The organism is Leptolyngbya sp. NK1-12, assembly GCF_032598965.1.
Taxonomy (GTDB): Bacteria; Cyanobacteriota; Cyanobacteriia; order Elainellales; family Elainellaceae; genus Elainella.
Genome location: NZ_CP053586.1, coordinates 154,375 through 172,943, shown reverse-complemented (window position 1 = coordinate 172,943; position 18,569 = coordinate 154,375). Strand labels below are relative to the sequence as shown.

Here is an 18,569-nt window from a genome sequence, read left to right as displayed (position 1 = left end):
ATGAGAAACATGATTGGGAAGAATCGCTTTTTTACAGCTACCGTTTGCCTCGTTGTCCTAGCAGCACTTTTCGGCGTTTTTCTACGATTCACTCATCTAGAGCAAAAATTTCCTACTCATGATGAGGTGTTTACAGCTTTAAGAGTTTCGGGGTATACCGAGGCTGAACTGGTTCAGGATCTGTCAAGCAATGTGCGACCAGTTGGGATCGAGTATTTGCAAAAATATCAAACTCCCAATCCTCAGAAAACTATTTGGCATACGATCAATGGGCTAGCTCAAGAAGAGCCCCAGCTAACGCCACTCTATTTTGTTACCGTCAAGCTTTGGGCACAGCTCTGGGGTGGAGCTATTGGTATTCTACGTAGTTGGTCTGCCCTGATTAGCGTGTTTGGATTACCCTGCATCTACTGGTTGAGTATGGAGTTATTCAAATCTCGCCTCACTGCTAGTCTAGCCACAGTGATTCTAGCAATCACTCCATTTTATTTCATGGCTTCACAGGATGCGAGACACTATAGCCTCTGGACTGTTTCGATTCTTTTAATGAGTGCGGCGCTGTTGCAGGCAATGCGGATCAAAAACCAGGTCAGTTGGGCAATCTATGCGTTCAGTGTAGCGTTTAGCTTATATACCGGTTTACTATCTATTATCGTTGCTTTTGGTCATGCAATCTATGTATTCTCGATGGAAAGATTTCGCTTTCAGGAACGATTTCTATCCTATGTGCTAGCTTCAGTCGTGGGTATAATTGCTTTTATACCTTGGGTTGCGATTGTATTTTTCAACTGGGCACAACTGCAACAAATGTCTGGTCAGACAGATACGGTCAAACTGAGTTTGGCTGAGCTAGCTAGAGGATGGGTACGACAACCCGGAAAACTACTGTACGATCCAAATATTTCAGCAGATCCTTCCACAGTAGAGAAAATTCTGCAGTACTCGGTTACAGTTGGTTGTCTGATCTTCGTACTCTATACTTTCTACTTTTTGTTACAAACAACGGTTCAAAGAGTGTGGCTGTTCATTTTTACATTAGTTGGCACAACCGCACTTGGCTTGGTAATTCAGGATTTAACTCTAGGTGGACATGCAGCTACAGGTGGGATGTCTAATATTCCCAAGTATTTGACACCCTGTTTCCTTGGCATTATCTTAGCGATTGCTCATTTATTTGCTTATCAACTCACTGAAGGTAGTTTGAAGCAATGGCAACGACGGATTTGGATAGTCGTGGTAGCCATTTTTATATCAACGCAGCTACTCAATACATTATCGCTTTGGCAGGCCCAGTTTACATGGTTAAATGGCCACAAAGACGAAATGCAAACCAATCTTGCCGCCTTTAATATCATTAACGAAACTGAGAAACCCCTGCTGCTAACCGACTCTAGCGGCTGGGATATTATGTACCTGAGTCAATATCTTAACCCCAACGTCAAGATCTTAACCAAACCGACCTGTGTGAGTTGTAGTGTCCAGGTTGACCCTAAAGATTTTAGACCGGCTGAAGATGTTGAGCTATCCCAATTTAGCCGTATTTTTTTGTTTCCTCATCCGTCAGATGCGGCAATCACTTGGGCCAAGCAACAAGCTCCTTTTCAAATTAAGGAAGTTTCTCTAATGCCAACCTCTGAGACAAAATTGCTTAGTTTGGAGCTTCCTTGAAAGGCTTGTATAAGTCTTGCCTAGAGGAACTTAAGCTGATGACTTGACGATGACCTTCTCCTCAAACTTCAACTCGTTGGGGCAATGCTGACCCTGGGCAAAGCAATCGGCGTTGAAAAGGGTGGTTTCGGCAATGGTAGTGAGAGCATCTTCGGTAAAAAATGCCTGATGGGCAGTAATCACTACGTTGGGAAAGGACTGAAGCAACTGAAAGGTGTCGTCCTGAATTACGCTATCCGAGAGGTCTTCAAAAAAAAGATTATCTTCCTGTTCGTATACATCAATGCCCAGATAGCCAATTTTTCCAGACTTGATGCCTTCAATCACAGATTTTGTATCAACCAATTTACCTCGGCTCGTATTAATCAACATCACACCTGGTTTCATTTGGTCGATAGCATTGGTGTTAATAATATGTTCTGTAGAAGGTAGTAACGGGCAGTGTAGTGAGATAATATCTGAGTTCTCTAGCAATTCAAAGAGTTCGACATAGCGGGCGGCACCAATTGCCTCGAAAGCTGAGTTAGGGTAAGCGTCATAGCCAAGCAACTGGCAGCCGAATCCGTGCATAATTTGAGCGAAAATCATGCCAATTTTTCCGGTGCCAATTACGCCCACCGTGCGACCATGCAGGTCAAATCCCATCAGGCCATCGAGGGCAAAATTATCATCTCGAACTCGATTGAAGGCGCGATGCAGTTTACGATTCAGCATTAGCACCAAGCCTACCGCATGTTCTGCCACTGAATAGGGTGAATAGTTAGTCACCCGCGCCACTTTAATCCCAACCTCCTCTGCCACTTTGAGATCGACCTGGTTAAATCCGGTACAGCGCAGCAGCAGGTATTGAACCCCTTCTGATGCCAGAAGCTTCAGAGTATGGGCATCGGCAGTGTCATTGACAAAAATACAGGCTGCTGTTGCACCTGTTGCCAGAGTTGCCGTGGTTGCATCAAGGCGTGGTTCCAGATAAATCAACTCATGGTCGCGCTTAACATTGGCCCGATCCAAAAACTGGCGATCGTATTTGCGCGTGTTAAAAACAGCAATTTTCATAGCCGACCTCAAGATCGTTAAAAAGCAGATTCAAGGCAGTTTAGAAAGCAATTTGAATGGGGTGGACATCCACCCCCAGAGGTTAGCTGCTGGCGCTACCGAGTGATGGTCTGCTTGCGCTTAAAGGCATTGGCACCCGCATAGCTGGCTTTACTGCCCAATTCGGCCTCAATTCGCAGCAGTTGGTTGTATTTGGCCAACCGTTCTCCACGACAGGGAGCACCGCTCTTGATCTGACCGGTGCCGGTCGCCACCACGAGATCGGCGATAAAGTCATCTGGAGTTTCGCCAGAGCGATGGCTCACCATACAGGTGTAGCCGCCAGCAAAGGAATCCCGAATCGCTGCCAAAGTTTCGCTGACCGAGCCGATTTGGTTCACCTTGATTAGGGTGCTGTTGCCCACGCCATCGGCAATCGCCTGCTTGATGATTTTGGGATTGGTGACAAAGGCATCATCGCCCACAAGCTGAATGCGGTCGCCAAGCCGCTTGGTGATTAGCTTCCAGCCTTCCCAGTCCTTTTCGCCCAAGCCGTCTTCGATCGAAACAATCGGGTATTGGTTCACCCAGCCTTCCCACAGGTCAATCATTTCTTCCGAGGATTTGCGGCTCTGATCGGATTTGTAGAACAGATAGGTGCCGTCCTCCTGGTAAAGTTCGCTGGTGGCGGGGTCGAGCGCAATCGCCATGTCTTCACCGGCCCGCAGTCCAGCTTTTTCGATGCCTTCTAGGATCAGCTCGATTGCTTCCACATTCGCCTTGAGGTTAGGAGCAAAGCCTCCCTCATCGCCCACGCCCGTACTGTAACCCTTTTGTTTCAACACCGACTTGAGGGCATGGTAGGCATCGGCTCCCATCCGCATAGCGTCACTAAAGGTAGCAGCACCAACTGGAGCAATCATGAATTCCTGAAAGTCCACGCTGTTGTCGGCATGGGCACCGCCATTCAGCACATTAAAGCAGGGTACGGGCAGCAGATGGGCGTCTTCACCTCCCAGATAGCGGTAGAGGGATTGGCCCTGAGCGATTGCCGCGGCCCGCGCTACCGCCATCGACACGCCCAGAATTGCGTTGGCCCCCAATTTCGACTTGTACTCAGTGCCGTCGAGTTCCAGCATGGTGTTGTCTACCGCGGCTTGGTCGGCTCCATTAGCCCCCTTGAGCGCATCGGCAATTAGCGTATTGACATTGTTCACCGCCTTCAGCACACCTTTACCACCATAGCGGCTGGTATCCCCATCGCGTAGCTCCATCGCTTCGCGGCTACCGGTCGAGGCTCCAGATGGGACCGCCGCCCGTCCGAGGCTACCGTCTTCCAGAACTACATCCACTTCAACGGTGGGATTGCCGCGTGAATCTAAGATTTCTCTGGCGTGGATAGATTTGATTGCTGTATCCATAGGGGTCTCCTGTGTGATCGTAATTTCTAGCTGAGCTGTGGCTCAACAGGTCAAGGCGTGCCAACTTTCCATCGGTGTGAACCTCGCTTCAGCGATTTTAGATTGACGCGGCAAACTTTTGTGATTAGTCAGCAACACAAACCTAAATTTTTAGTTGAACCGACTCTAAGTCAATGGGGTGAGCCACGCCCACCCCCATGCTCAGAATCTAAACGCTCAGAATCTAAACGCTCAGAATCTAAACGCTCAGAATCTAAACGCTCAGATTAGTTTAATACGGCCACTTCCAGTTGACGATATCAGGTCGGTCGATGCCGTGCTCAAAGGCATATTGACGGCAGGCAATTTGCTCGTCCTTCAGCATTTCCTTGACATGGGCACCCGCCACCTTAAGTCTGGGCACGCGGTCGATCACGTCAATCGCGATGCTAAAGCGATCGATTTGGTTGGCAATCGCCAGATCCAACGGCGTGTTGATGTTGCCTTTTTCTTTGTAGCCACGCACATGGATGTTGTGATGGTTGGTCCGCCGGTAGGTGAGGCGGTGGATCAGCCAGGGATAGCCGTGGAAGTTAAAGATTACCGGCTTATCGAGGGTGAATAGGCTATCGAAATCCCGGTCGCTGAGGCCATGACAGTGTTCGGTATCTGGTGTTAACCGGAACAGGTCAATCACATTGACAAAGCGAATCTTCAGATCAGGAAAGTTTTCCCGCAGCATCAGTGAAGCCGCCAGCGACTCTTTGGTGGGAATATCGCCTGCCGTTGCCAGTACCACATCGGGTTCTTCGCCGGCATCAGTACTGGCCCATTCCCAGATATCAATGCCCTTGGTACAGTTTTTGATCGCCGCATCCATGTCGTGATACTGCAAATGCATCTGCTTGTCCGACACGATGACGTTGATGTAGTTGGCACTCTTGAGACAGTGGTTCACGACCGACAGGAGGGTATTCACATCGGGTGGCAGGTAGATGCGTACCACATCGGGACTTTTGTTCAGGACCACATCCAAAAAGCCCGGATCTTGGTGGGTAAAGCCATTGTGATCTTGCCGCCATACGGTTGAGGTAATCAACAGGTTCAGGGATGAGACCTCTTCCCGCCAGTGAATGTGATTGCAAATATCCAACCACTTGGCGTGCTGGTTCACCATCGAATCGATTACATGGGCAAAAGCCTCGTAGGTGGAGAAGAAGCCGTGCCGTCCGGTGAGCAAATAGCCTTCGAGCCAGCCTTCGAGCGTATGCTCGCTCAGCATCTCCATGACGCGGCCATCGGGTGAAAGCTCGCCGCCATCCAGGTCTTCGGGTAAAAAGTCGGCAATCCAGAATTTTTTGCTGACTTCGTAGATGGCATTCAGCTTGTTGGAAGTGTTTTCGTCGGGACCAAAAACCCGGAAGCTAGTCATGTTGTTGCGCATCACATCCCGCAAGAAGACGCCCATCGGACGGGTGTTCTCCGCTTCGGTAGTTCCTGGCTTATCCACCTGAACACCGTAGTTGCGAAAATCAGGGAGATTTAGCTCTTTGCGCAACAGGCCGCCATTGGCATAGGGTGTAGATCCCAGCCGCTTGCTGCCTGTGGGAGCGGTGGCTTTGATATGGGGGAACAGGGTGCCATTGGCGTCAAACAGTTCTTCCAGTTTATAGCTCCTCATCCAGTCTTCTAGCAGCCGCATATGGCCTGGATTGTTGTGCATGGCTCCCATCGGCACTTGGTGGGCACGCCAGAAGCCTTCGACTTTGCGGCCATCCACGTCAGAGGGGCCGGTCCAGCCTTTGGGTGTACGCATCACGATCATTGGCCAGCGGGGTCGAGTCGCCTGTCCACTGCTGCGGGCTTCCTGCTGAATGTGCTTGATCTCGGTCACGCAATGATCCAGCGTAGCGGCCATCGCCTGATGCATCGATTCAGGATCGGAGCCTTCTACAAAGTAGGGCGTCCAGCCATAGCCGCGGAACAGCGCCTCTAGTTCGTCGTGGCTGATGCGGGCCAAAATGGTGGGGTTGTTGATCTTGTAGCCGTTCAGGTGCAGCACCGGCAGCACGGCTCCATCTCGGATCGGGTTGAGAAATTTGTTGGAGTGCCAGGAGGTGGCCAGCGCTCCGGTTTCGGCTTCTCCATCCCCCGGCATGGCGACCACAATCAAATCGGGATTGTCGAAGGCTGCACCAAAGGCATGAGACAGACTGTATCCCAACTCGCCGCCCTCATGGATCGAACCGGGAGTTTCGGGAGTACAGTGACTACCGACCCCACCCGGAAACGAAAACTGCTTGAACAGCTTTTGCATGCCGGTTGCATCTTCAGTGCATTGGGAGAAAAACTGCGAGTAGCTGCCCTCTAAATAGCAGGGGCCGAGGAATCCCGGTGCGCCATGTCCTGGCCCCACCACAAACAGCATGTCTTGATCAAATTTTTTGATGATGCGATTGAGGTGCGTGTAGAGAAAGGCAATCCCAGGGCTGGACCCCCAATGGCCAAGCAATCGCTTTTTAATATGCTCTTCTTTGAGGGGTTCTCTCAGTAAAGGATTATCTCGTAGATAGATCATGCCCACAGCCAGATAGTTGGCGGCTCGCCAGAAGGCATGCATGTTTTGCAGTTCTTCAGGGCTGAGGGGTGCTCCTGGAATCGTTGATCTGGCTTGACCAAATGCACTAATCGAGGAGGTGTCAATGGTGGGTCGTTCAGGAGTAGCTACCATAATTCTCCAAATGCCAAATACCTACACAAAATGCCGTACAATGCCGTACAGAAAGCACATACTCTTGTAAAACCAATGGGATTTCTGCTATCTAAATCTAGATAGAACGGCACAATCGACATAGCTTGCTGAATGTGATGCAGCAAACCAGATGCAAACTGGATTCAGTTTCCTGGCATTATAGGTCAGAAAATTCTGGCCCGTTTAGTACAATCGACACAACTCAGTGAGTTATTAAGCAGTGCGGTTGACCCAATTGCCCTAATTCCAAGCCATCGTTCCATTCGTAAAGAAAACCTTATAAATCGCTGTTCACTGGCAGACTGTAGCGGATTGAACCTTCGGCTTAGAGCCTGTTAGAACCCATTTAGATTAACTTTAAGGACTAAATTTCTGAGCATCTACTGGACGGCAGTTCGTTTCCAGGAAGCAGTTCGATGGAGAACTCGTTTATTATATAGCAACAACTATGATTACTATAGGCAGGCTAGCTATTAGCTTGAAATAATTATCAGCTTGAAATAAGCAAAATATTACTTTGCAGTAGTTCAATACTTCCATATATCTCTTACATGATATTTACCAAATAGCTCCATTACTGGATTCATATCTAGAACGTACATTAACTATGGCAGTGAATTAGGCGAGATTTTATTCTTAGTTAAGTTATAGCCGTCGCCACGGCTCTCTTCTGGCAAACACTATAATTTTCATTATTTTGGTAGGACATTCGAGTAGGCAGAGTCGTTTTCTAATACTATTGCCCATACATAGTCAGAATTTTAATTCTGATCATCTAGCCGGATTTAATATCCGTTCCACTTCATGATCGATCAGATTCTAGTACTCATACTTGCCGGTGTAGGTTTGTTCGCCGTTAGGCAAGATCGCTAGTTCGAGGCGGGCGTTGGTTAAGTCAGCTCCTTCTAGGTTGGCGTTGGTGAGGTTGGCGTAGCGGAGATCAGCACCACGCAAGTTAGCACCCGATAGATCTGCGCCTTGCAGCAGCGCTCCATAAAGACTGGCAGACTGCAAATTGGCCTGCCGGAGTTGGGCATTGGTGAGGTCGGCATCCCGCAACTCCGCAGACTGGAGATTGGCGTGCGAGAGATTGGCTTGGGAGAGGCTGGCGTGCAGCAACTCTGAGCGGCTGAGGTCGGCCTTCTGGAGGTCTGCTCGCTTCAAATCGGCACCGTACAGATGGGCCAAGCGCAGGCTGGCTTGTTGCAGATCGGCCCCAGTCAGGATGGCATTCACTAGCTTGGTATGCTCAAAGTTTGCCTGACGCAGGTTGGTATTCGCTAGATTGACCCGGCTCAGATCTAGCTCCCGGAAGTCGGCTCGACTGAGGTCACACTCAGTGCAGGACTTCATGCGGATAGTGCGCTGCATCATGTCGGTGGGTTGCTCCAGTCGCGGCTGTTCGGCCAAAGCGGAGGCCAGTGGAGCCACAGGCAGAGTTTCGGCTACCGGCGGCTCGGCGGCTGGTTCGCTGGTTTCGGCAGCCGGAAAGAGCGATCGAAACGGCGATTGGGGTGTCGTTGCTGCCACATAGATGGCTAGGGGCAGGGTTGCCAAGGAAATGGCTGAAACGGAAACAAGAAGCTGGACATTCATGGCAGCTAGGCAATTAGGCGGGGGTGAGGTCCATCATTTTTTCCAGGGTTTGCAGTAAGGTCTGTTCGTTGTAGGGTTTGGAGAAGTAGGCCGTGGCTCCCAAGCTCATCGCTAATCGACGGTGTTTTTCACCGCTGCGGGAGGTCAACATAGCCACGGGAATTTCCTTCAACACCGGTGACGACTTGACGCGGGCCAAAAATTCGTAGCCATCGAGGCGGGGCATTTCGATATCGCAGATCACGGCTTCTACTTTGAGACCAGCCGCCAGCTTGTCGATGGCGTCTTGCCCGTCTTTGGCCTGCGCGACTTGATAACCTGCCTTTTCCAACGTCAAGGCCAAAAAGCGTCGCACATTGATCGAGTCATCCACAATCAGCACCGTGGGTTGATGTTCAGCCGGGATAGCTGGCAATGCTGGAGCGGCATTGAGCTGGGCAGGTAGCCCCTGAGGCAGCAGTCGTTCTGTCTCCAAGCTAGCGCGATCTAAACTGGCGCGTTGGCAGGTAGCAATCCAGTGCAGCATTTCGGTGAGGCTAACCAGCGGCACCACCCGCCCGTCTCCCAGAATTGTGCAGCTACTAAAACCAGCGGGTAGCGGCAACCCACCTTCGACTTGCCGAATCGCCACCTCCTGTTCACCCCAGCAGCGATCCACCTGAAGGCCAATGAGCTGACCACCTTGATTGAGCAGCAGTGTGGTCGGAATGCTGATGGCTGCACTGGTTTCTAAACTGTCTGGCTGGAATGGACGATGGAACGTCAACCACTGGGACAGGTGAATCAACTGCACCATAGTGCCATTCCAATTAAAAGCTTGGCTGCCTGCCGTTGACAAAATTTGGTCCGGCTGCACCACCGTAATCTCTTCGACCGCATCAGTGGGAAAAGCCAGCAACATCCCGCGACTTTCAGCAATCAGAACCCGCGCCACCGAGAGGGTAAACGGTACCAGCAGCGTAAAGGTTGTCCCTTGGCCTGCCTCAGTAGCAACGGTCACTTCACCGTGAATTTGCTTGAGCCGATTGCGAACCACATCCATACCCACACCCCGCCCAGACAGCGCGGTTACTCGATCGCTAGTGCTAAACCCAGGCTCAAAAATCAACGACAACAGTTCCTCATCGCTAGCTGCGGCCAGCAGCACATCATCCAAGCCCATTTGGCGAGCACGCGCCCGAATTTTTTCGATCGGGATGCCCGCACCATCGTCGCTTACCGTAATCACGGTACGGTTTTGCTGATGAGCCGCCCGAATTTGAATTGTGCCCTGTTCGGGTTTGCCTTGCTGTCGCCGCAGTTCTGGTGATTCAATGCCGTGGTCAAATGCATTGCGCAATAAATGCATTAACGGCTCGTTCAATGCCTCCAGAATATTGCGGTCAATCATCAGTGCATCGCCCTGTACCTTGAGCTGAACTGGCTTTTGATATTGCAGAGACAATTCGCGTAGTGCTCTAGGGAATCGACTGGTGATGTCTGAGAGGGGACGCATCCGCACTTGAGACAGCTTACTTTGCAACTGCCGAGAGGTTTTGTTGAGTTCGCGAGCCGTTTGTTCTGCATCATCTAGTCCCAGCTCAATGTCGCTTGTGACTTCCTGCACCTGCACAATCGTTTCCATCACCTCTTGCGACAGCAAATGCAGGGAATTGTATCGATCCATTTCCAGCACATCGAACTGATGATTAGGTTCAGCAGGGGAGTTGTTAGCAGGCCGCACCGAGGCAGGCAGCTTGGGCATCTCCCGTCCTAAAAATGGATTCGTTTGAGTTTCTACCTTGTCGTAGGCGTTGCGGAGCTGGCTATTAGACTCTTCCAGTATCTGAACCCGGTGACGCAGAATTTCCACCAGATTACGCAGCCGCCTCAGATGCAGATCTAGACCATTACGTTCAATCACCAGTTCACTGAATAAATCATTGAGCTGATCAAGCTGCTTGACGGAAACCCGCACGGTATTGTCAACAGGCTCGGCAGCAGGCGGCTCAGGAACCCGGAAGTCTGCGGCTCGTTCATAGGCAGCAGAAGATGCAGCCGCATTGGTAGCTGAGGACATCACCTCTACAGCTGGTTCTGCTGATGATTGAACATTCGGTTGATAATTTGATTGGAAATTTATTTGAGGATTTGGTTGAGAATTTGCCTGAGTCGATTGCCAAGTAAATTCCTGGGCAGATGAGGAGACAGGTGATTGAACGACTTCTTCATTAGCTGTAGCGGATTCAGATATTTCATTTGATATAATATTGAGAATATTTTCTGGTATCTCTTCTGATCGGTAATTTGCAGCCTCAGCAAACTCGGCTTCGACTAATGGTTCAACTAGTTCTGGTTCAACTAGTTCTGGGGCTATATCTACCAACACTTCTGCCTCTGCCGCGGAAACCACTTCTACTGACGGATCAGGGCTGGCTAGGGGAATTGTGTTGGGCAGCGCCTGCCAGTTGTTGGCCAAAATCAGGGACTGTGACTGTCGCCATGCCTGTAAAGCCTGTTGGGCCACAGTTTGCGTTTGGTGTGGATGCGCCTTTAGCTGTTGGGCAATCGATTCACAGAGCTGGGTAAAGGCAGTGAGTTGCAGCATTTCGCCTAAACCGCCCAATTCCTGCGTTAAAATCTCGACTTCTTCCCGCAGGCGCGGATCTTGGGTTGCCAATACCGTTTCTAGCCGCTGGAGACAGCCTTCCACCTCGGTTTGAAACAGCAGCGGGATGATGTCCTGCCCTTCTTCGGGTGACAGAATTGACTGGGCATCTTCATCGGTAGGGTCGCCGAGGCGCTGATGCAGCTGGGCGAAAATGGGGTTTGCATAGCTTTCAAGCCAACTGGGATTGACTCCCAGGCATTGCCGCTCCCAGGCGATTACTTGCCGCAGACAATCCACAGCGGTTAGCAAAAGGTGCTCTAGTTCTGAATCAACCTGAACGGTATGTTTCTGAATTTTTAGGACCTTGAACGAATCTTCTAACCGATGGGCCAATTCGCTCAGGGTTTGGAATCCCATCATGCCTGCGCCACCCTTAATCGAATGGGCCGAACGCAGAGCTGCATTGATTTTATCGATATCGATTCCGTGACTGGTTAACCCTAGTAGCGCAGCATCCAGTGTGGCGACATAATCTAATGCCTCATCGAGAAACTGGAGCTGGATTTCGAGTTCCTTATCCTGTGACATAAGCCAAACGGTTAGGAAAAGTTTTGAGTTTTGAGTTTTGAATTTTGAGTTGCTTGCTATTAAGTTTTGAGGTTGAGTTTTGAGGTTGAGTTTTGAGGATATTGCTTGCTGTTGGGAAACAGATGTTTTTAGGTTTGGTGGGTGGGGGGGCGATCCAAAGTTGGCTTTACAAGTTAGGAGCAGAGCTGATTGCTTTCCCAATTCAAGACTACGTGCTCTATGCAGGCTATTGCCAGCGGCAAGTGATGCCAATTCCAACCAAACTTAAAACTCAAAACTTAAAACTCAAAACTCCTTTGGTCTTCTCCGACTTCAAAGGTGCCAACCGACGCCTGCAGGTCTTGGGCAATCGACACGGTTTGGCGCAATGCCTGAGAAACCTGACGAGACGAGGCCGAGGTTTGCTCCGAGACTTGAGCAATTTGCCGCATCAGGTGAGACACGATTTCCGAAGTTTCGGCCTGGGAAACTGTGGCCGACGAGATAGATTGCACCAGTTCATCGATTTGTCGCGAAACAGCGAGGATTTGGCTGAGGCTGTGCTTGGCTTCTTCTACGAGATGGGTTCCTTCGACTACTTGAGTGGTGCTCTGCTCCATCGCTTCCACCACCTGACCGGTCTCGCGCTGAATCGCCGCCACAATTTCCTCAATCTCACGGGTAGCAGCAGCAGAACGGGCCGCCAACTCCCCTACTTCTTCAGCCACCACGGCAAAGCCCTGCCCTTCTTCACCAGCCCGGGCCGCCTCAATACCGGCGTTAATGGCGAGTAGGTTGGTTTGCAGCGCGATCTGGTTAATCAGCGAAACGACTTTCGAAATTTGCTGCGACGATTCACCCAGACGTTTGACTTTTTTGGCGGTTTCTCCAATCGTTTCCCGCAGGTTGAGGATGTTTTGTACCGTCATATCCATGGCGCTGCCGCCCATTTCTGCTGTGGTAGAAGCGGCACGAGCCACCTGAGCGGCCTGCTGAGCTTTTTCGGCCACCATCTGAATCGACTGGGTCATGTGCTCCACTGAATTGAGGGTGTGGGTCGTTTCTTCGGCCTGTTTCAGAGCCGCTTCTGCTAACTGGCGCACCGCATCTTCGTTTTCCCCTAGAGCGCTGCCCACTAGCTCTGCCGACTGCTTCACCTGGGTGACAATTTGGCGCAAGCTTTCCACAATTGAGTTGAAAAAGTCAGCTACAGTACCAATTTCACCCGCCGTTACGTCAGCTCGCACCGTGAGGTCACCCCGCGATACCCCTTCCACACTGCTGAGCAATTCCAAAAGCTGCATTTGTAGAGCTTCTTTTTGACGACGCTGTTCTTCCGAAAGGGCTTCTGCATCTAGGCGTGCAGCTTCTTTTTGGCTGAATAGCTCGGCTTGCTCTAGCGCAAATCCCAACTGAATCGCCATCTGCCGCATAAAGTTGATATCGCCTTCCTGCCAAATTCGGGGAGCCGAACATTGGTGCACAATCAGCAGACCGATTAGCGCTTCGCGAACGATAATTGGAGCGACCAAGTTGGCTTTCACCTGAAAGGGTTCTAGTAACTTAATGTGGCATTCCGTCAGGTTGGCCTCCAGGATATTATTAGTGGCTTGAACTCGCCCATTGCGGTATTGCTCAATGTATTTTTCATGAAAACAAGGGTCTTTAATTTTTGCCTTCATCGCTGCTGTCCAACCGGGTTCTACGGCCTCGGCTACAACCGTGCCATTCCAGTCAGCATCAAACTGGAAAACAATTGCTCGTTCCACCTGTAGTATTGCTTTGATCTCCTGCACCACCGTACTGAGAATGGTGGAGCGATCGAGGGATTCCCGCATCCGAGTCACCAGCACATTCACCTGCCGCTCTCGTTCCGCAATACCTTGCTGCTGCTGCAACAGGTTTGCTTGCGCTAAGGCATAGCCAATCTGAGTCGAAAGCTGCTGGATTAGCTCAATTTCAACCGCTTCCCACACTCGTGGTGCCGAACACTGATGCACACACAGCAGGCCAATCAACTCATCGCCCACGAGAATAGGAGCGACCAAATTCGCCTTCACTTCTAATCGTTCTAGAATTTCGCAGTGACAGCGGGAAAGTTGAGCCTCAGCCAGGTTTTCTACCATCGAAATTCTGCCGATTTTGTAGCGCTCAACCGATGCGGGTGTTAGCGGATCGTGAATGGTTTGGCCCAATCCCTTGATCCAACCTTCACCAACTGATTCTGCTGTAATTTTGCCGCTCTTGAAATCTGGATTAAAGCGGTAGATCAGGACCCGATCGGCTTTGAGCAGGGCGCGTACACCTTCCACCGACATGCTGAGGATTTCTTCGGCATCCATGGAGCGGCGAATCTGCACGGTGATTTCGGTCAGCAGTCTAGCGCGTTCGGTAGCTTGCTGTTGGCGTTGGTTTTGTTCGCGCAGCAGTGACTCTGATGTTTCAATACTGTCAGCCAGTTGATTGAATGCCACCGCGAGTTCTCCCGTCTCATCTGCCGCAAAGATGGGTGATCGGGCCTGCCGATCGCCTTGAGCAACACGCAGCGCCACTTGTCGTAACCGTTCAATTGGAGCTGCAATCGAACGACCGAGTGCCCCTGCCAGCAGAATATCTACTGCTACAGCCAAGGCCGCAATCAACAGTTGCAGCAAGAGACTCTGGAGTAACAGTTGGTTCAGCCCCACTTCGGAGGTACCGCGCACCAGCACGGCAACGGGCTGATTTTGAAAGTTATTGATCGCCTGAGCCGCAGTGGTGTAGGTCTGCTCGCCCACCTTCACCCGCTGGGTCACGACGGTACCAGGAGCCGCCGCCGCCTTTTCTAGGAGTTGTTTATTCGGTAGGGCTACCTGAGCGGTAGCCTGATCGATCTCAGTGGCCTTGCCCAAGTCGAGGGATGTTGCTAGACGCAGTTCCCCGGTTGGTTGGCGTTGATATACCGCACTATAGCCGCTATTAAAGGCCGCCAGCGGGTCTCGAACAATTGGCAATTTGTTATTGACGATGTCTCCCGCCACCAGTACTCCAATCACGGCATCAGTTTGCGGATCTCGAACAGGGGTGAGGACATAGCGAATCAAGGCATCTTGCTGATTTAAACCATCTGGCAAAGAAGGGGACTCATTCTCAAGTTCTGCCCAGCTCACAATGGCGCTAGTTTTGATCTGGCGCGGGTTGTTCATGACCGTTCCAACTAGCCCTTGCGGATCAAATTTTTGTCCGGCTCGATTGGCATTGGCATTAGCAATAATGCGAAGGTCGGTTCCGACCAGCGTGGCGTATTCAATATTACGAGCGGACACTTCATTGTTGAGGATTTCTCTCACCTGAGCTCGTAGCGTTGAATTAACCGAGCGAGACTCTGCATATTCCTTCGCAGCTTGAATAATAGCCGCATTTTCAGATTGGCCGCGGAAGCCAAAGCCCATTTGGTTGATCTTGACGTTGTAAGCGATTTCGTTGACTGCAACCTCGGATCTGGCCTGATCGACTAACTGCGCCCGTCCTGCATTGACGATTAGCCAGGAACCTACGCCCACTAGCCCCACCACTGAAATAGCTTCAGATGCAAACAAGGCTAGCAACTGCTTCCGCCGAATCGGCAGATTATGAAACCAATGCAACAGGGGGGACGAACTTGCCGACAGGATAGGTTGAGGAGTTTGCCCCGGTTCGGGATGAGTACTCCGCACAGGTAACACTGCATTTTCTGTTGGTTTTGCAGCCTGACTAGAAGAATGCAATGGTGCATCAGAGACTGAGTCAGTTGTGATGGTCTGTGTGTCTAGTGGTAATTGGCACGGGGTAGATTGGCTAGATACAGAGCGAGAAGGTTGAATAGTCATCGAGAGAATCCTTGCTGCGCGAAAAACAGAATCAAATAGAACTGCGTAAGCAAATAAAAACTTAAATAGTTGAAGGATGACGAAGAATCGGCGCTTGCACAACGGCCTCTGCATCTAAAACCAGCAGAATTTCAGATTTTTGCTCCTGCTGCTGAAGGGCACAGCCTCGTAAATAGGGCACGAGTGCCGCACTCACTTGCCCAACCGGCGATTGAATCTCATCGTTGGCTAGTCGAATCATTCCGTCTACTTGCTGTACGGCCAGCGCCAGAGGCACAGCGCCAATTTGAATCAAGATCAGCGTGTAATGCTGCGCATTTAAATCAAGCGCAGATATTCCCAGTAACTGAGCTAGATCCACCACCCAAAGTACCCGGCTGCGGCGATTCATCAGCCCCATCATGGCAGGAGGCATATTGGGCATCGGCGATAAGCGGCGGGTTGGCAACACAACGGCCTCTTGCACTGAACGCATTGGGAACACAGCCGGAGTTTGCCCATTTAAGTGAAACTTTAGGTAGGCGTCTCCAATAGGTTTAGTCAATCGATCGGGTAAAGCAATTGCTGCATCCATATGCTGCCACTAGCCTAATTTTGAGCTTGATTTTGAGCCTAATTTTGAGCCTGATTTTTCTAACCTGTTCTCTAGCCAGCCACCGATTTCACGACACGGATCAACTGTTCGCGAGTGAAGGGTTTTGTGATGTAGGCATCTGCTCCTTGCTTCATGCCCCAAAGCCGATCAATCTCTAGATTCTTAGAAGTACAAATCACAATGGGAACGTTTTCAGTCGCAGGATGTTTTTTTAAGCTACGACACAGCTCAAAGCCACTCATCCCAGGCATGACCACATCAGTTAAAATTACATCTGGTTTTTGAGCAATCGCTTTATTGATTGCCTCCTTTCCTGTTCCAGCGCTAATTACCACATATCCGCCCTCACGCAGATAGTAGCTCATCAGCTCCATTTCCGAAGGTGTGTCTTCAACAATCAGAACAGTTCCCATGAATCTCTATTGTCCTTTTCGCACTTGGTAAATGAACACATTGATTTTTTAGTCACCTTTATAGTCACCGCAATTGGTGTTCCATTAGCGCCATCGTGCTGACTTTCTGGTCTAGCTTCGTTCTGCTAATAGTAGGCAACAACGTGAAAGTAGACTCAAACCAGCAACCTAACTCAAGTGCTTAAAGACCATCTTGATCAAATCAGACTGAGTGAAGGGCTTGGTGAGATATCCTGAAGCTCCCACCAGTCTGGCCTTGGCTCGATCGATAAAGCCCGTATTGCCAGTGACCATGATGATTGGCGTACCTCTGAAGCTGGGGTGTTTGCGCAGAAGGGAACACAATTCATAGCCATCTAGGTTGGGCATGGTCACATCCAGCAGAATCAAATCGGGCTTGCTGCGGATAATTTGCATCAATGCCTTGACCGGATCGCTAATCAACACCACCGAAAAGCTCTTGTCATCTAAAAAGGAGTTAATGGCCTGTAGAACTGTGGGACTATCATCAATGCAAGCAATCGTGTAGGTTTTAGCGTTAGACGTTGAAACAGAGTGGGATGGTTGCGGAGATGGAGCCTGATTCGTTGGAGCAGGGGCAGCAGGCAGCTCGATGGAGTTTGTTTCCGCTGGCTGCTGAAATGGCTTAGGCAATGGTGTCATGTTTGCCGCCATATTGGCTGTCAAATTCAGACGCTCAGATAGAGGCCGCTCTGAAACTGGAATAGCCACCGAAGCTTGCCGCCGCCGAATCTGGGATTGACACTCCTCGACCAGCGCTCGCAGATCGAGTTGACAAAACTTGGGAAATTCGGCTAACAAATCCTCCTCGACAAATTCGTAACTGCCCGACTGGACTGGCAAAAAGGCTTCAATCACTTCGCGGGCCATGGTTTCAATCAGAGCGGCGGCTTGCTCAGGGGTGAGATGCTGCTGTTCCACCAACCAACAAATCGCACGGTAATCGTTGTTTGGGGTAGGCTGTTCAGTCGTGAGAGTCTCAAACATCAGACGCACCTGAACCCGTACCGCACTCACCAAACTGGGGGCTTGTAAACTCATCCGTCGCAGATGGCGATCCAAGCGTCCAAACGGATCCAGCAAATCGGAAGCATAAACAAGCTTGCCTTGTTCTAAATAGATAAACCAGGAGCTGCCGCCGCTGGTAATCTGCAAACAACCGTCAGATGCACGGCTAATAAATTGAGCTAACAAGCTAAGTGGATGCAATTTTTGTACAGGTCTGTAAGTCACCTTAGGAATTGTATTCATTGAGTACTCCGTATGCACACGACTCGATCCCGTTTGAAAACTGCTATCAAGCTAAACTCTGCGTTGAAATGCAGGAGTAGCCTAGCAAGTATAGTGAGTCAGTAGCGCACCCTGTTGATAGAGGTAGGAATAAAACTTCCTAGAGTTAAGAATAAGATCAAGAACTTTGCTTCATCATTCTTGACAAACAAGCTCTGACAACGCGAGAATGCTTGAAGAAAAGTTGCAACACACTAGAGGACCTAAAGTTGTTCTTTAAGTTCCCTACGGAAAATGCATTTAGAATCTTTTTAAGCAGGGAATCAGCAACTTTTAGCATTATCAGGCAGCATTATCAGGCAGAAAGTGTTAGGCAGAAAGCGTTAGGCAAAACTGTCTAAGCAAATTAGCCTGAACAGATCGCAAGCAAAGCAGAAAAGATTAGAGAAACCAAACCACAATTTACAGATTGCCAAGACGCCCCTAATTCACCCAGTTGTTGACAGAATTAAGTTGGCAGGATGGGTTGAATCATCGTTCAGTAGTGCATCCCCAGTGGCTGGGATTGAGGTCTCGATCGATTTTCGATCAGTAAGTTTTGAGCAGTTACTTTTCTATCTATAAACAAGCCTATCAGATGGGTTAGCTAAATGATCCCCTATTCATTAAAGATCAACCCTTAAACCATAAAGATGAGATGAGTTTCGCTAAAGTGCGAAGCAGGGCAAGGCGGACACTCAGCAAACCGATAAAGTTGATACATAAAATAGTTATCTCTTTATAGAGTCAGTCAAGCTGTAAAAATAAATACATTGAATTTCAAAAAAGTATCAAATAGCAGCATTTATGTACAA

The 18,569-nt window shown here is 49.9% G+C and carries 10 protein-coding genes; 1 reads left to right on the top strand and 9 read right to left on the bottom strand.

From position 1 onward, the window contains the following. The first annotated feature begins 216 nt into the window (after positions 1-216). Positions 217-1,668 carry a glycosyltransferase family 39 protein gene (locus HJG54_RS00400; protein WP_316432715.1) on the top strand — a complete coding sequence of 484 codons (1,452 nt, stop codon included), beginning with the start codon at positions 217-219 and terminating at the stop codon, positions 1,666-1,668. Positions 1,669-1,698: 30 nt separating this feature from the next. Here HJG54_RS00400 and HJG54_RS00395 read toward each other — a convergent pair whose 3' ends face one another. From HJG54_RS00395 to HJG54_RS00355, 9 genes are all read right to left on the bottom strand, one after another. Then, a complete protein-coding gene (locus tag HJG54_RS00395; RefSeq protein ID WP_316432714.1) occupies positions 1,699-2,724 on the bottom strand; it encodes a 2-hydroxyacid dehydrogenase in 1,026 nt (341 codons plus the stop codon). 95 nt (positions 2,725-2,819) lie between these two features. Further along, entirely contained in the window at positions 2,820-4,124 is a 1,305-nt protein-coding gene (gene eno / locus HJG54_RS00390; RefSeq protein ID WP_316432713.1) for a phosphopyruvate hydratase, read from the bottom strand. 271 nt (positions 4,125-4,395) lie between these two features. Next, complete coding sequence (locus HJG54_RS00385; RefSeq protein WP_316432711.1) at positions 4,396-6,834, bottom strand: phosphoketolase; 2,439 nt, start codon at positions 6,832-6,834, stop codon at positions 4,396-4,398. Between the two features lie 840 nt (positions 6,835-7,674). Beyond that, the gene (locus HJG54_RS00380) at positions 7,675-8,451 is read right to left on the bottom strand and encodes a pentapeptide repeat-containing protein (RefSeq protein WP_316432709.1); all 777 of its coding nucleotides are present in this window, start codon (positions 8,449-8,451) and stop codon (positions 7,675-7,677) included. A 13-nt stretch (positions 8,452-8,464) separates the two neighbouring features. Continuing rightward, positions 8,465-11,629 (bottom strand): hybrid sensor histidine kinase/response regulator, encoded by a 3,165-nt coding sequence (locus HJG54_RS00375; protein WP_316432708.1) that lies wholly within the window; start codon positions 11,627-11,629, stop codon positions 8,465-8,467. 278 nt (positions 11,630-11,907) lie between these two features. Next, positions 11,908-15,303, bottom strand: coding sequence for a methyl-accepting chemotaxis protein (locus HJG54_RS00370; RefSeq protein WP_316432707.1), 3,396 nt, complete (start codon positions 15,301-15,303; stop codon positions 11,908-11,910). Between the two features lie 214 nt (positions 15,304-15,517). Beyond that, entirely contained in the window at positions 15,518-16,030 is a 513-nt protein-coding gene (locus tag HJG54_RS00365; RefSeq protein ID WP_316432706.1) for a chemotaxis protein CheW, read from the bottom strand. Between the two features lie 71 nt (positions 16,031-16,101). Next, positions 16,102-16,464 (bottom strand): response regulator transcription factor, encoded by a 363-nt coding sequence (locus HJG54_RS00360; RefSeq protein WP_036000628.1) that lies wholly within the window; start codon positions 16,462-16,464, stop codon positions 16,102-16,104. A gap of 168 nt (positions 16,465-16,632) precedes the next feature. Next, positions 16,633-17,736 carry a response regulator gene (locus tag HJG54_RS00355; RefSeq protein WP_316432705.1) on the bottom strand — a complete coding sequence of 368 codons (1,104 nt, stop codon included), beginning with the start codon at positions 17,734-17,736 and terminating at the stop codon, positions 16,633-16,635. Between the last annotated feature and the right edge of the window lie 833 nt (positions 17,737-18,569).

What these genes read in the sequence shown, in the direction of transcription:
- HJG54_RS00355 (WP_316432705.1), bottom strand. Translation starts at nt 17,736, where the DNA reads ATGAATACAATTCCTAAGGTGACTTACAGACCTGTACAAAAATTGCAT.
- HJG54_RS00385 (WP_316432711.1), bottom strand. Translation starts at nt 6,834, where the DNA reads ATGGTAGCTACTCCTGAACGACCCACCATTGACACCTCCTCGATTAGT.
- HJG54_RS00380 (WP_316432709.1), bottom strand. Translation starts at nt 8,451, where the DNA reads ATGAATGTCCAGCTTCTTGTTTCCGTTTCAGCCATTTCCTTGGCAACC.
- eno (WP_316432713.1), bottom strand. Translation starts at nt 4,124, where the DNA reads ATGGATACAGCAATCAAATCTATCCACGCCAGAGAAATCTTAGATTCA.
- HJG54_RS00365 (WP_316432706.1), bottom strand. Translation starts at nt 16,030, where the DNA reads ATGGATGCAGCAATTGCTTTACCCGATCGATTGACTAAACCTATTGGA.
- HJG54_RS00395 (WP_316432714.1), bottom strand. Translation starts at nt 2,724, where the DNA reads ATGAAAATTGCTGTTTTTAACACGCGCAAATACGATCGCCAGTTTTTG.
- HJG54_RS00360 (WP_036000628.1), bottom strand. Translation starts at nt 16,464, where the DNA reads ATGGGAACTGTTCTGATTGTTGAAGACACACCTTCGGAAATGGAGCTG.
- HJG54_RS00375 (WP_316432708.1), bottom strand. Translation starts at nt 11,629, where the DNA reads ATGTCACAGGATAAGGAACTCGAAATCCAGCTCCAGTTTCTCGATGAG.